At 72.3% G+C, this 13,789-nt stretch carries 11 protein-coding genes and 1 pseudogene; 6 read left to right on the top strand and 6 right to left on the bottom strand.

Annotation, left to right across the window (positions count from 1 at the left end; genetic code table 11):
- The first annotated feature begins 21 nt into the window (after positions 1-21).
- On the top strand, positions 22-807 hold the full coding sequence (locus tag KIK05_RS44085) for a carbon-nitrogen hydrolase family protein (protein WP_214416894.1): 786 nt from the start codon (positions 22-24) through the stop codon (positions 805-807).
- A 59-nt stretch (positions 808-866) separates the two neighbouring features.
- Here KIK05_RS44085 and KIK05_RS47775 read toward each other — a convergent pair whose 3' ends face one another.
- Together KIK05_RS47775 and KIK05_RS44075 are read right to left on the bottom strand one after the other, a co-directional pair.
- Positions 867-2,108: a serine hydrolase gene (locus KIK05_RS47775; protein WP_214416893.1), complete on the bottom strand. Its 1,242-nt coding sequence runs from the start codon at positions 2,106-2,108 to the stop codon at positions 867-869.
- A gap of 38 nt (positions 2,109-2,146) precedes the next feature.
- Positions 2,147-3,472, bottom strand: a complete 1,326-nt coding sequence (locus KIK05_RS44075; RefSeq protein WP_214416892.1) for an alpha/beta hydrolase — start codon at positions 3,470-3,472, stop codon at positions 2,147-2,149.
- Between the two features lie 68 nt (positions 3,473-3,540).
- Between KIK05_RS44075 and KIK05_RS44070 the strand changes: the two genes are divergently transcribed.
- Positions 3,541-4,107 (top strand): helix-turn-helix domain-containing protein, encoded by a 567-nt coding sequence (locus tag KIK05_RS44070; protein WP_250564471.1) that lies wholly within the window; start codon positions 3,541-3,543, stop codon positions 4,105-4,107.
- A gap of 27 nt (positions 4,108-4,134) precedes the next feature.
- On the opposite strand, the gene KIK05_RS44065 is transcribed toward KIK05_RS44070, so the two are convergent.
- Complete coding sequence (locus tag KIK05_RS44065) at positions 4,135-4,425, bottom strand: hypothetical protein (RefSeq protein ID WP_214416891.1); 291 nt, start codon at positions 4,423-4,425, stop codon at positions 4,135-4,137.
- A 398-nt stretch (positions 4,426-4,823) separates the two neighbouring features.
- Here KIK05_RS44065 and KIK05_RS44060 point away from each other — a divergent pair, with 398 nt between their 5' ends.
- Positions 4,824-5,771: an alpha/beta fold hydrolase gene (locus tag KIK05_RS44060; protein WP_214416890.1), complete on the top strand. Its 948-nt coding sequence runs from the start codon at positions 4,824-4,826 to the stop codon at positions 5,769-5,771.
- A 160-nt stretch (positions 5,772-5,931) separates the two neighbouring features.
- Here KIK05_RS44060 and KIK05_RS44055 read toward each other — a convergent pair whose 3' ends face one another.
- The 3 genes and pseudogenes from KIK05_RS44055 to KIK05_RS44045 all read right to left on the bottom strand — a co-directional run bounded on the left by KIK05_RS44055 (position 5,932) and on the right by KIK05_RS44045 (position 8,289).
- A complete protein-coding gene (locus tag KIK05_RS44055) occupies positions 5,932-6,357 on the bottom strand; it encodes a S26 family signal peptidase (protein ID WP_214416889.1) in 426 nt (141 codons plus the stop codon).
- A gap of 255 nt (positions 6,358-6,612) precedes the next feature.
- Positions 6,613-7,595, bottom strand: a pseudogene (locus KIK05_RS44050) (serine hydrolase domain-containing protein).
- Positions 7,596-7,974: 379 nt separating this feature from the next.
- Complete coding sequence (locus KIK05_RS44045; RefSeq protein ID WP_214416887.1) at positions 7,975-8,289, bottom strand: hypothetical protein; 315 nt, start codon at positions 8,287-8,289, stop codon at positions 7,975-7,977.
- Positions 8,290-8,857: 568 nt separating this feature from the next.
- Between KIK05_RS44045 and KIK05_RS44040 the strand changes: the two genes are divergently transcribed.
- Genes KIK05_RS44040 through KIK05_RS44030 form a run of 3 tightly spaced genes read left to right on the top strand, consistent with a single transcriptional unit; the run spans position 8,858 to position 13,717 of the window.
- On the top strand, positions 8,858-9,790 hold the full coding sequence (locus tag KIK05_RS44040) for an ABC transporter ATP-binding protein (RefSeq protein ID WP_214416886.1): 933 nt from the start codon (positions 8,858-8,860) through the stop codon (positions 9,788-9,790).
- The gene (locus KIK05_RS44035; RefSeq protein ID WP_308250401.1) at positions 9,787-10,491 is read left to right on the top strand and encodes an ABC transporter ATP-binding protein; all 705 of its coding nucleotides are present in this window, start codon (positions 9,787-9,789) and stop codon (positions 10,489-10,491) included. The genes KIK05_RS44040 and KIK05_RS44035 overlap by 4 nt, the downstream gene beginning before the upstream one ends.
- A 16-nt stretch (positions 10,492-10,507) precedes the next feature.
- Entirely contained in the window at positions 10,508-13,717 is a 3,210-nt protein-coding gene (locus KIK05_RS44030) for an FtsX-like permease family protein (RefSeq protein WP_308250400.1), read from the top strand.
- Positions 13,718-13,789 lie beyond the last annotated feature (72 nt).

Here is a 13,789-nt window from a genome sequence, read left to right as displayed (position 1 = left end):
CGCGGCCGATAGGATGCCCGGGTGTCCACTGAGATGCTCACCGTGGCCCTTGCCCAGATCGTGCCGGAGCGAGGGGATGTGAGAGCGAACGCCGTCTCCGCGGCCGCTCTGATCGGCGCCGCCGCCGAAGCGGGGGCGAGACTCCTCGTGTTTCCCGAGCTTTCCCTCGTGGGCTACGACCTCGACCTCTTCGGCGACCCGTCGGCCTGGGTGACCGAGGATGATCCCCGGCTCGACGTCGCCCGTCGTGCCGCCGTGGACAACGACGTGACCGCGGTGGTGGGCGCCGCGTACCGCGGGCCCGACGGCACGGGTCCGATCGCCTCCCTCGTCATGTGCCCCGACGGAAAGCTCCACGTCTACGGCAAGCGCCACCTGCACGGCCGGGAGCGCGATCTGTTCCAGCCCGGCCGGACGAGCGGTCTCCTCGACATCGACGGTTGGCGTGTCGCCCTTGCCATCTGCTACGACGCCGGGGTGCCCGGCCACGCCGAGGCGGCGGCCCGAGAGGGTGCCGAGGTCTACGCCGCGTCGGCCCTGTACACGATGCGGGAGGCCCGGCGCATGGACGTCCACTTCGCGGCGCGGGCCATGGACCACCGGATGTTCGCCGTCGTGGCCAACTTCGCCGGCACCGGGCCGGGCTGGGAGTCATGCGGGGGAAGCGGCGCCTGGCACCCGGACGGCACGCGACTGGTCCAGGCCGGAACATCCCCTGGCCTGGTCACCGCGTCGTTGCCGCGCCACGAACTGCGGGAGCTACGCGACAAGGACGGCCTCGCCGGATATCCGCGCGCGGCCGTCTGACCCCTGCCGCGGACGATCGAGCACCGCCACTACGTCCGACCAGGTGAGCGTTCGGCCGGTCACCGTTGCCGGGCCAGGAGGTGGAACGCTTGCCGGAGGATGGACAGGCTTCTGGCCGCCACGTCGGTCGTGTCGGGTGCGGTGGTGGGGTCGGACACCATGAGACTGGTGGCGAGGGCGCGGCCGTCGGCGGTGCGGGCGAGGTAGTGCAGGGTCACGACGCCGGGCTCGCTGCCGCCTTTGTACCAGACTGCCGGGAATCGCAGAGCGTCGAGGTGAAGTCCGTCGTCGTTGAGCGAGAGAGCGTGGTGGATCTCGGGCTGGTCGAGCCGCAGCAGGCCTGCGTAGGCGTGGCAGATGTCGACCGGCGAGGCGAAATACTCGATCTGGTCGATGTATCTGGGCCGGGACCAGGTCTGGCGTATTCCGGGCAGCGGTGACCGTTCCAGCTCCAGCACCGCGGCGATGCGCTGGTGGGCCGGCAGGGCCAGGTACCGCCGTGCCCGGTCCTGGTCCGAGGTGGCCTTGAGCTGGAAGAACGCCTTGGTGGTGAGGATCGGGACGTTCGCATCGGGCTGCCGGTGGCCGAACAGCGACAGCTGCCGTCGCACCGCGTCCCGGCCGAGCCGGTGGATGAGGTGGTCGGTGGCGGTGTTGTCGCTGATCGAGATCATGTGGTCGGCGTATTCCGACAGCGGGAGCGTGGTGCCGGCCGGGCGATTCTGCAGGGTGCCCGAGGGCAGGCTCTTGTGGTCGTCGCGGATGGCCAGTTCCTCGTTCCAGGAGAGCCGCCCTTCGGCGACCGCCTGGGCGAGCGCGCCCAGCACGTACAGCTTGAACGCCGAGCCGATCGGGCGTGGCGTGTCGGCGTCGAGGCCGTGCGCGATGCGGCACTGTCCGTCCGCCTCGATCTGCGCCGCGGCGAAGGACACGCGTGCTCCCAGCCCGGCCAGCCGTGCGTCGATCTCGGTCCACGAGGTCGGCGCAGGTTCGTCGGGGGTCAGGTGCAGGTTGTCCACGCGCCCCGCCGCCTCCACGTGCACCGTGACGCGGTAGCCGGTGGTGTGGCCGTGCACGGCTGCCTGCACCTGGTCCGGTCGCGTCGTGAGGGTCTCCCGGAGCGTGAGCGGGCCCACTGCGGCCAGCGCGGCGTTGAATCCGTCCGGTCCGCCGCTCGCCTCCAGCAGGGACGGGGCCAGGTGCCGGCGGATCTCGCCGTCCGGCAGCGGACCCCGGAGCGACGCGTCCAGCAGCCAGTCCAGCTGACGTCGTGCGGGAGTGGAGGAGGTTTCGTCGATCACTGCGGTGCCCTTCCTGCAAGGGGGTGGCGAGCCGGGAGTCAGCGTTTGAAGCCGGAGATGAGCCGGGCGACCGCCGATCGGCGCGGTGCCAGCCAGTCGGCGATGTCGGTGATCACGGCCGCGTCGACGTGCTGGGGCCTGTCGTAGTCCGCGGGCGTGGACGGGCCGGAGCCCGGGAAGAACAGGTGGTCGTCGGCGTCGTAGACGCGGATGGTGACGTCCGTGCGGTGGGCGAGGCCCTCCTGCCAGCCCGTGAGGTCGTCGGCGACGGTCACCTGATAGTCGCGGCCGCCCTGCAGGATGAGCATCGGCTTGTCCAGCGCGGCCGCGGTCGCGACCGGGTCGTAGTCGCGCAGGTCCAGCCAGTACGCCCCGGAGTAGCCGAACGGCAGCTCCGTGGCGGGTGTCTCGGCCGACAGGTGCGGGCTGTCGACCAGCGCGGCCTGCCGCGTGATCGCCTCGACCGCGGCCTGCGCGCCGGGATCGAGCGCGGCGAGGTGGCGGACGACGCGGACGGCGGCCTGATGCATGGGCTGGGTGTCACCGGCCAGGATCACCAGCCCGGCCACGGACGGCTCGGCGGCGGCCACCCTCGGGGCCACCTTGCCGCCCATGCTGTGGCCGGCGACGTACACGCGCGCGGCGTCGACGGCATGGTGGCGCTGGAGCAGGTGGACGGCCGCGACGGCGTGCGGGACGTACTCGTCGCCCATCGTGAAGTCGCGCATGGCGGCCACCTGGGCGGCGTGGGTGTGGGTCACCTTGTCGAAGCGCAGCACGGCCACGCCGCGGCCGGCCAGCCCCCAGGCCAAGTCCTTGAGGGGCTTGTTGGGGCCGCTGGTGGCGTCCCGGTCGAACGGCCCGCCGCCGCTGAGCAGCACCACTCCGGGCCACGGACCTTGCCCGCGCGGCAGGCTCAGCGTGCCGGGCACGGCCCGCGCGCCGGAGCCGACGGTGACCTCATGCTCGTCGAACCTCTTGCGGCGGACGTACGGCGGCGGCGTCCATTGCCCGGTGAGCGCGGGCGCGAGCTGCAGGCCCTGCACCAGGCCGGTCTCGTCGACCGACATGACCACCGTCAGGCCGCCACGCTCGTACGTCACCGGGACGCTCACCTTGACCAGCTCCGCCTTCCCCGATGCGGTCACCGAGCTCTCGGGGGCCGGCTCGCTGATCGGCGTCCCGACCGCGGAGATCGCCCCGATCCTGGAGAGCTGACTCTCCCAGGCGACTCGCAGCGTCTCGGCGGAGACCACCGCTCGCAGCGGCGGGGCGAACAATGTCTCGACGTCAGCAAAGCGTCCACTGCGCGCCATCTCGACGACCGCCATGGCGATCGCCACCGGATCCACTCCCGTGGTCATCCCGACACCATCCTTTCTACTGTTTTGCGAACGGTAGCACGACATGAGACTGTTGCACCGTGGACACTTTGGAGCTGCTGGCGCATCCGGTGCGGCTGCGGATCGTGCACGCGATGCGCGGAGACCGGGAACTCACCACCGGCCAGCTGTGCGCACGGATCCCCGACACCTCGAAGGCCATGGTCTACCGGCACGTCGACCTGCTCGTGACCGGCGGAATCTTGGAAGTGGCGGGGGAGAGGCGGGTGCGCGGCGCGGTGGAGCGCCGTTACCGGCTACGCCACGACCGAGCCGTCCTCGACGCCGATGCGCTCGCGGCCATGACGCCCGACGACCACCGGCGCGTCTTCGCCACCTCGATGGCCGTCCTGGTAACTGAGTTCAACGCCTACCTCGACCGCGACGATGCCGACCCGGTGGCGGATCTCGTCGGCTACCGGCAGCACGCCCTCTGGCTCACCCGCGGCGAGCTGGAACAGATGATCAACGAGCTCCGTCGCGTGATCCTGCCCCTGTTGGCCAACCAGCCAACGCCGGACCGCGCACAACACCTGCTCAGCCCGATCTTTTTCCCGGTCGAACAGCCATCCGCCGACTCCGAACCGAGCCCGGACCACTCTGACCCGAGTAGGTGATACCGGCCTGCCTTCGCTCACGGGCGATCAGCGCCGTCCGCCGAGCAGGTCGTCCGACACCAGCGTGATGACGGCCTCGACCGCCGCCTCCGGGTCCGGGGCGGCGGCCAGACGCTCGTCGAAGACGCGGGCCACAAGCTTCCGTCGCCGCATCGAGGGGAGCGGGGCGAGACTCGCCTCGGCGCGGACCTGGTCGAGCCGCCGGGCCGGCCGCCTTCTCCAGGCCGGTAGGGTCACGGGCGCGGGGAGTTCCTGACCCAGGTCCTGCTCCAGCCCCGGGCGGAGCGCCGTCCCGACGCGGCGCGGCATCTTGGGCAAACCACCCGGACCTCCTCGGCCGCCCCGCCCGACTCGGGGAACACCTCCGGCCAGGGCACGTGGTGGAAGCGGCGCAGGCCGGACCGGCTCAGGGCGAGCCCGCACAGGGTCTGGTTCGTCCCCGGATACCAGGCATGGGCCTCTCCGGCCGGAGCCCGTACGCCCAAGGCGTCCCGTGACTCTCCTGAAGCCGCGACCGATGGCGCACGCCGTGCCATTCCCGACCTCCCCTGGTCCGCTTACAGGGACTGTTTCGCGGAGACGGAGGTGACACGAGTCGCGTCCGATGTAGGCCCTTGCCGACCTCGCTCCCTCGTATTCAACGATGCAATTATATCGCCTTTTCGCCATTATTTACATTTCGAACTAAATAGCCTTGTCGCGCTATATTCATCGTCGTGGAATTGGTCGAGGGGAAATTCGTCACGTCGGGAGACATTCACCTGTGGACCGAGCGCTTCGGCAACGGTGACGATCCGGTCGTGCTGCTCATCATGGGCACCTCCGCCCAGGGCATCGGATGGCCCGACGAACTGGTGGAAGGTCTGGTGAAGGGGAGGCGGCAGGTCATCCGGTTCGACCACCGCGACACCGGCAGGTCGACGCACGTGGACTTCACCGACCGGCCGTACACGCTCGCGGACATGGCGGCCGACGCCACGGCCGTGCTCGACGGCCACGGTGTCACCGCCGCGCACGTCGTCGGCGCCTCACTCGGCGGTGCGATCGCCCAGTGGCTGGCGGTGCACCGCCCTGAGCGCGTCATGACCCTCACCGCCATCATGACCGGCCCGATGGGCCACGACGCCAGGGACGCGTGGGTGCGCGCCATGTCCGGACGGTCCCCCGACCCCGACGACCTCCCGCCTCCGGCGCCGACGGTGCTGGCGCACCTCGCCGGCCTGGCCGGGTCACCGCCCTCGACACCCGAGGAGCGCGTCGCGGCGGCCCTGGAGACATGGCGCGTACTGAACGGCGGCGTCCTCGCCTTCGACGAGGACGCCGCGCGGCGCAACGTCGAACTCTCCTACGAACGGGACCCCGACCAGGCCACCGCCGCCAACCATGACCTGGCCGCCAAGCGCATGACCGAGGACCGGCTCGTGTCCCTGTCCGGCATCACGGCACCGACGCTCGTCATCCACGGCACAGCGGACCCCCTCCGCCCGCCGGCCCACGGCGAGGCCGTCGCCGCGGGGATCCCGGGGGCACGGCTGCGGACCGTCCCCGGTATGGGGCACGGGTTCTTCTCTCCCGGTCTGCCGCACCGCGTCGCCGAGCTCATCCTCGAGCACACCGGCGCGGAGAATGAGCCGGCCGATCTTCAACGGCGGTCGAGACACTGACTGACCGTACAAGACCGCGCGTTCGTCACCCGCGTCCTGCACATGACCGGGGTCCACAGGCGCCAACCGCCCGCCGTCCCGCAGCGGGGACGGCGGGCGGAGACGAGGGCGAGGCGCCGCCGAGCAGGGGTCCGTCGGTCCCTTGTCCCGCCCTCGAGTCTCATTTCCTGGAGTCCGGGCCGCCCTCCAGCGGGCGGATGACCACCGCGACCAGCGCACTCTCCGAGAGGTAGCCGTACCTGCGAGAGTCCACCGAGTCCTCCGGATTGTCGCCGAGGACCACGAGACGTCCCGGAGGTACGGCTTCCTCGTCGACGTGGGTGAGTGCGGAGACGCGGGCGCGCGGTACCCGATCGCCGGGCAGCGCGTGCACCCGCTTGACGACCAGGTCGGTCACCGGATCTCCGATGACCGTGCTTGCGTCGCCGGCCAGTAGCCGGGGGAAAACCGGCCGTTCCTCCTCCGGTGGCTTCAGGACCACGACATCGTCTCTGCGCAGCTTGGAGACGTCCGTGACGCGCCGGGTCAGCAGCCGCGTCCCCGGGCCGTAGGTGGGCCAATGCCCTGCCGCTCGAGTAGAGGTCACCCGCCGCTCGTGGAGGGTACACGCCGAACGAGAAGAGGCCCTGCTCTGGTGAGGCTCGCTCGCCGCGAGGATCCTCCCCTGAACCTCCAGGACATGGACCTGGACAACCGGCGCACCCCATCCGCGCCGCGGGCGGTGCCGCCCCCAGGAGGTGTCCGTGGTCAAAGCCGACGCCGACACTCTGACCAAGGAGGTCGACGCGGCCTACTGCAGCCCACCTCCTGCCGAACCCGTTCCCACCAAGGCAGGCGCCCTCTAAGGGCACAGCGCAGAGGTCAACAGGGTCATGGCCGCCTGATGAGGGTCACCGGAGAACGGGGTGATCGACAATGTGACCTGTCGCGAACCGTCGGCTGAGTTGAACGCCACCGTGAGGGAGCCCGGGGCGCCGCCGCCATGGCCAAACGCAGTGCCGCAGGGAAGAGGCGCCAGCTCCAGCCCCAGCCCATATCCCTCGGTCGTGCCGGGATCCTTCATCTCCTTCAGCAGACCAGGGCGGAGCAGCTTGCCCTGGAACAGGGCGCGGTAGAACCGGTTGATGTCCCCGGTGGTGGAGATGATCTCGCCCGCCGCACCGGCCATCGTGGGATTGAACCGTGTGACGTCAACGGGGACGACCTTGCCACCCTGGTGACCGGCACATATGCGTGGGCGTGCGGGCCGTACACCTCCGGTGAGGCTCCCGGCACGCGGGTGTGCCGCAGGCCGAGCGGTCGCAGGATCCGCTCCCTGATCTCTGTCGCGTACGGCCTGCCGGTGACCCTCTCGATCAGCATGCCGAGCACGATGTAGTTGGTGTTGGAGTACCTGTACTCAGACCCGGGTGGGAAGTCCCGCGGAAGCTTTTCCGCTCTTTCCACCAGTTCGCGTGCCGACCAGGTGCGGTAGCGCTCCTTGGGGATGCCCGCCTCGTCCATCATGCCCGTCGAGTACTCGGGAAGGCCGCTGGTGTTCTGGAGGAGGTGCCTGATCGTGATGTCGGCGCCCCTGTCCACGAGCTCCGGCAGCCACTGCTCCACACTGTCGGACAGGTGCAGCTTTCCCTCTCCCACCAGTTGAAGCACCGCGGTCGCCGTGAACGACTTGGTCACGCTCCCGGCCCGGAAGCGCCCGTCCACCGGGGCCGGCTGGGCATTGTTCATCTTCGCTTTGCCGCTGGCGGCTCGCCAGGTCTTGTCCCCGTCGCGAACCTCGGCGATCGCGGCGACCGCACCGCCTGCGACGACCTTGTCCAGCATCGCCTGCAAACTCGGCCGACCGCCCGGGCTCGCGTCTGCCGCCGCCGTGGCGGTCACGACAGGCGTTGCCAGCAACGACACGGTCAAGCACGCCACGACGGGCGCGCTGGTGCATCTTCCCTTCACGTTGCTCCTCCGATTCACGGAGTCCGGCTCTCGGCCTCCGCCGTATCAAGATCCGACACGAGAGGGCGGTACGGCGTCGGAGTCATCCCCTACGAAAACCCTGATTCCACACCGACGATCTCCGACTTGGGAAGGACGCCTGTGTTGGCCTTCAGGCCAACCTCGGCCTGTGAAGCTCTCTAAAAAACAACGCCGTTTGGGGCTCATGACATGATTTTTACCGGCACCCCTGGTTGAGCGATCTGCCCTGAAGTCACCGCTGCATGAGGTCGACGGCCTGCGATCGGGAGTCCTCCGCAACGTCAGGCGCCTGCGCGAGGTCGACAGCGGTGCACCAGCGCACCTGATGCGCCGGTTCACTCGTAAGGGCGCCGTCAGCGGCCCATGCCAGGAAGACATGGTCGACGTGGATGTGCGCGACGGAGGTGTGGTTGTCGGGAGCGGCAGCCATCTCGCGGAGCCCGGCCATCCGTTCGACGCGCGCGTCGGCGAGCGCCTCGGCGCACCGTTCGAAGTCCTCCCGGCTGGTCGTCAGGCCGTGCAGCTTCGCGGTCCCCCGAAAGATCACCGATTCGGTGATGCCGCCGACCGGTGGTTTGGCCCGGTCACCGTGACGGTGACCATCAGTTCCAGCAGCAGCACATCACCCCTGACGGCCTTGTTGGCTCAGAGACCTGCCAAACCGGCCAGGCCGTACGCGGGCGACCCTGACCTGTGGCACCTGCCTGACCTTAAATGCGAGCGCCCCGTCCTCCTGCGGGCGGATTCAAGGGGGCGAGGCAACACGGCTTGTCGAAACGGTTGAGACCCTACTACTCCTTCGGCTGGTGTGTCCCAGCCGAAGGAGTACTGGCGAGGTGCGCAGCGGCCCGGGTCAGCTCGAGATGTCCACGATCGACAAGTGGGGCCGCATCCCACGCGAACCGGCACTTTCAAAGGTCGCTGAACGGGCCCCGAAGGGGCCGACTGTACCGCGAGAAATCAACCCGTCGCCCCCCGCGACGGCACCACCAGGCGCAGAGGCGCGCCCCATCGATCCCTGGCCGGCGATGTCGATCTCCTCCTTCTCCCGGCTCGGGTGCGGGCTATAGAGTCTGGCCCGAGATCAGCGCGACGGCCGGGGCGAAGGAGGGGGAATGTCGATCAGGCCGCTGTCCTTGCCGCAGCCGCCTCAGCGTGCGCCGGAGTTCGGGCGGGACGCGCTGATCGTCTGTGAGAGCCTGGTGCGGATCTACCAGTCCGGGTCGGTCGAGGTGCAGGCGCTGCAGGGTCTGGACCTGGTCGTGGAGGGCGGCGAGATGATCGCCGTCGTCGGGGCGTCCGGGTCGGGCAAGTCGACGTTGCTGTCCATCCTGGCCGGGATCGACGCCCCCACCGCCGGGCGGGCTCGTGTCGACCGGTGGAACCTGCTGGAGATGTCCCGTGCCGACCGCGTGCACTACCGGCGGCACACCGTCGGGTTCGTCCGGCAGCAGACGGCCGCGAACCTCGTGCCCTACCTGACCGCGCGGCAGATGATCGACCTGCCCATGACGGCGGCCCGCACGCCGGCCCGCGCCCGCCGTGCGCGCACCGCCGAGCTGCTGGAGACCCTCGGGATCGCCCACTGCGCCGATCGACGTCCCGCGCAGCTGTCCGGCGGGCAGCAGATGCGGGTCGCCATCGCGGTGGCCCTCGCCAACGAGCCTCGCGTCCTGCTGGCCGACGAACCGACCGGCGAGCTGGACACCGCCACCTCCGCGGAGGTCTTCGCGACGTTGCGGGACGTCAACCGCCGGTTCGGTGTCACCGTCGTCATCGTGACCCACGATCCCGAGGTCAGCGGGCAGGTCGCGCGAACGGTGGCGATCCGCGACGGGCGCACCAGCAGCGAGGTGCTGCGCCGTACCGCCACCGGCGCCGACGGCGACACGCAGGTGATCGCCGAGGAGTACGCCGTCATGGACCGCGCCGGGCGGGTCCAGGTACCGCGCGACTACCGCGAGGCGTTAGCGCTAACAAGACGGGTCCGGCTGGCGCTGGAGGCCGACCACGTCGCGATCCGTCCCGACCTCGGCGGGCATGCGTGAGCGCCCGTCCGGCAGGCGAGCCGCTGCTCACCGTCCGCGGCGTCCACCGGCGCTTCGGCGCCGGGGCGACCGCCGTCCACGCCTTGCGGGAGGTGTCGTTCGATCTCGCCGCCGGCACGATGACCGCCCTCGTGGGCCGGTCCGGCTCCGGCAAGACCACCCTGCTCAACGTCATCGGCGGCCTGGACCGCCCGGACGCCGGCACCGTCCTCGTCGACGGCACCGACGTCACGGCCCTCGACGAGGACGGCCTGTCCCTGCTCCGGCGCGAGAAGGTCGCCTACGTGTTCCAAACTTTCGGGCTGATCCCGGTGCTGTCGGCCGCGGAGAACGTCGGCGCGCCGTTACGGCTGGCTCGCGTCCCGGCGGCGGAACGCGAGCGCCGGGTCGAGCTGCTGCTGGAGCTGGTGGGCCTGGCCGACCACGCCCAGCAGCGTCCGGGCGAGCTGTCCGGCGGTCAGCAGCAGCGGGTCGCGATCGCCCGGGCCCTGGCCGCCTCGCCCCGGCTGCTGATCGCCGACGAGCCGACCGGGCAGCTGGACGCCGAGACGGGCCTGTCGGTGATGGCGCTGCTGCGGGGCGTGGTGGAGTCCGAGGGCGTCACGGCGCTGGTGTCCACGCACGACCCGGTGATGATGGCGCTGGCCGACCGGGTCATCCGGATCAACGACGGACGGCTCGACGGGCAGGCGGCCCCGTGATCACCAGGTGTCGCCCGTGCTGAGGCTGCTCGCCCACCGGGCCCGCGCGCAGTGGTCACTGCTGGCGGCCCTGCTGGCGGTCGTCATGGTCGGCCCCACCCTGCTGGGCGCCTGCGCCCTTCTCATCACCCGCACCGCCGAGCAGGCACTCGAGGCCGCCATGTCCCGCGCCGGCACCGCCGACGTCGACGTCACCGCCTACGCCGTCACCGTCCGCGGCCGGGACGCGCGGTCCGTCGCCGGCGACACCCGCGGCGTCCTGACCTCGGCGCTCGCGCCGTTCGCCGCGACGACGGCGGCGCGCGCGTCGTCGGTGATGCGGACGATGCCGCCCACCGGTGCCGCGGGGGAGGGCGTCCCGGCTGAGGCCTACCTGTCCGGTGTGGAGGGTCTGCCGGCCCGCGCCCAGATGATCTCCGGACGCTGGCCGCGTGCGGCGGCCGATGCGCGGCGGCCCGGCGTGCCGCTGGAGGCGGTCGTGATCGAACCCACCGCGCGGCTGCTCGGCCTCACCCTCGGCAGCCGTGTCCACCTCGGCCGGGAGCTGTCCAGTGACTCCGCCCCGCCGCTCGAGGTGACCGTCGTCGGCGTCGTACGCCCGCTGCGGGGGACCGGCTGGGACCGCGACCCTCTCGCCGCCGCCGGCTACGACCTCGCCTACCACGACGGCCGTTCCGCGCAGCCGGTCCACGCCTACGGGCCGTTCGTCGTCGACCTCGCCGACCTGCTCGCCGGGGGATCCACCATCGACCGGCTGGAGATCACCGCCCATCCCGACCTGTCCAGGCCCACCCTTCGTGGCCTCGACACCGTCGCCGGGGCCCTGCTCGGCGCCGACCGCCGGCTGGCGCGCACCCTCGGCGACCGGGTGCAGATCGAACGCGTCGCCTCCCGGTTGCCGTCGACCCTTCTGGCCGCCCGGGACCAGCAGCAGGTGACCGCCGCCGTCGTGCTCGCCGTCGCCGTCCTCGGCGGCGTCCTGACCGCGACCGCCCTCGCCCTCGCCGGCCGGCTCACCGCCGGTGTGCGCACGGACGAGACCGCCCTGCTGTCCGCCTTGGGGATCGGCCGCGGCCAGTTCGCCGCCGCCGCCACCGTCGAGGCCGGCGCACTCGCCGTCCTCGCCACCGCGCTCGCGATACCCGCCTCGTCCGCCCTGCACGCCGTCCTGACCCACCTGCCACCGATGGCGGGCGCCGGGCTCGCCGTCCGGCCGGCTGTGACCGGAGTCCAGGTGCTCGCCGTCGCCGGCGGCGCGCTGACGCTCGCGGCGGTGCTCGTCGTCCTCGCGGTACGGCCCGCCCCCACGGCCGGCGAGCGTCGTCACCGGCGCGAACTGCTGGCCCGCTCCGGTGCCGACCTGCTGCTCGTGGCGTTCGCCGCGGCCGGCTGGTGGCAGTTGCGGGCGCAGCCCACCGGTTCCGGCTCCGGTGCCGACGCCGTCCGGGTGCTCGCCCCCGCGCTGCTCCTCACCGCGGGTTCCGCGCTGGCGCTGCGCCTGGTGCCGCCGGCGCTGCGCGGCGCCGACCGGCTGGCGCGCCGCGCCCGCGGGCTGGTCGTCCCGCTGGCCGCGTTCGAGGCCGCCCGCCGGCCGCAGGCGGTCGCCGCGGGGTTGCTGATCGCCCTGGCGTGCGCGGCCGGCACGTTCGGGATCGCCTTCGACACCACATGGGAACGCTCACAACACGACCAGGCCGACCTGTCCGTCGGGACCGACCTCGCTCTCACCCTCACCGCCCCGCCGGACGCCGGGCAGGGCGCGGCGGTCAGCGCCGCTACAGGGGGAACGGTGAGCCCGGCCACCGGGCGTGGCGTCGCGGTCGGGCAGTGGCTCGGCAACGCCGGCGAGACACCACGGCTGGTCGCCGTCGACGCCGCCCGCGCCGAGGCCCTGCTGCGCGGCCGGCTGGACGGCGGTCGCGGCTGGAGGGACGTGGGCGCCGCCCTCGCGCCGGCGGCCCCCGCCACCGGTGTCCCCGTCCCGGCCGGCGCCGCGCTCACTGTGACCGGGTCGGCGACCGGCGCGACCCCGCTCATCATGACCCCTCGGCTGCTGCTGCAGGACGCCACGGGGCTGCGGATCCCCTGCGGCGGCGCGCCCGTCCCGCTCGACGGGAAGGCGCACCCGCTGCCGGCCTGCGCGACGGCCGAGGGACTGCGGCTGGTCGCGGTGTCCCTGCCGTTCGCGGCCGACGTGAACGCACCCGGGAACGCCGCCGGTGCCGGTGACGACCGCGTCGCCGTCACGCTCACGGTGCCCGGAACCTCCGCGGGGGCGGCGGCCGGGTCGTCCTGGACCGTCACCTCCGCCGCACCCGCCCCCGGGCAACTCGGCGATCCGGCCGTCGCCCTCGCCGGCACCCCCGAGGGCACCCAGCTGAGGATGACGACGACCGTCCAGCTCAAGGGTGCTCCGGACGCCGCCCGCAACCTCGTCGCCACGGCCTTCCCCGCCCCCGGACCGGTACCCGTCGCCGTCTCCGCGCGTTTCGCCGGCGAGGTCGGCGCCAGGCGCGGCTCCCGGCTCAGCCTCACCGTCGGCACCACACCGGTCCCGGTCAGGGTGACCGAGGTGCTGCCCGCCGTCCCGTCCGCCCCCGGCGCCGCGGCCGTCCTGGCCGACCTCGACACCCTCTCCCGCGCGCTCGTCGTCAGCGGCGATCTGGAGTTCCCGGTGGACGGCTGGTGGGTCGGCCACCCCGCCCACGCCGACGCCGCCGGGCGCGCCACCGCCCTCCACCTCGGCACCGTCACCACTCGCGGCGGGAAGACCGCCCGCCTCACCGGCGGCCCCCTGCGCGCCGGACTGCCGGCCGCGCTCCGGCTGCTCGTCCCGGCGGCCGCCCTGCTGCTGCTCGCCGGCGTCGTCCTGCATGTGACCTGCGACCTCCAGGTCCGCGCCCTGGAGGTGGCGCGGCTGCGGGGCCTCGGGATGTCCCGGCGCGAGATCCGTGCCGTACTGCTCGGCCAGCACGCCGGCATCCTGCTGCCCCTGCACGCGGCGGGCGCGGCCGTCGGCGCGCTCGCCACCCGTGTCGTCGCGCCCCTGCTCGTCCGCTCCGACACCGGCGCCGCGCCCATCCCGGCCGCCCTGCCGGACTGGCCGTGGGCCACCGAGGCCGTCCTGCTCATCCTGCTGCTGGCGGGATGCACGCTCGCGGTGACCGCCGTGGTCGCCCTCCAGGTCCGCCGCGCCGACGCCGCGCACCTGCGGGTGGCGTCGTGACCGGGCCGGCCGCCCCGCGGCCACCGTCGCGCCGGCGGCTGCCCGCCCCGCACTGGCCGAGCATCCGCGGCC

Origin of the sequence: Sphaerisporangium fuscum (assembly GCF_018531465.1) — a bacterium.
GTDB lineage: Bacteria > Actinomycetota > Actinomycetes > Streptosporangiales > Streptosporangiaceae > Sphaerisporangium > Sphaerisporangium fuscum.
The sequence above is the reverse complement of the archived record's forward strand: the minus strand, read 5'-3'. Positions and strand labels throughout refer to the sequence as shown.

Coding starts and splice junctions, on each gene's coding strand:
- KIK05_RS44075 (WP_214416892.1), bottom strand. CDS start 3,472: ATGACCACGGGAGTGGATCCGGTGGCGATCGCCATGGCGGTCGTCGAG.
- KIK05_RS44040 (WP_214416886.1), top strand. CDS start 8,858: ATGTCGATCAGGCCGCTGTCCTTGCCGCAGCCGCCTCAGCGTGCGCCG.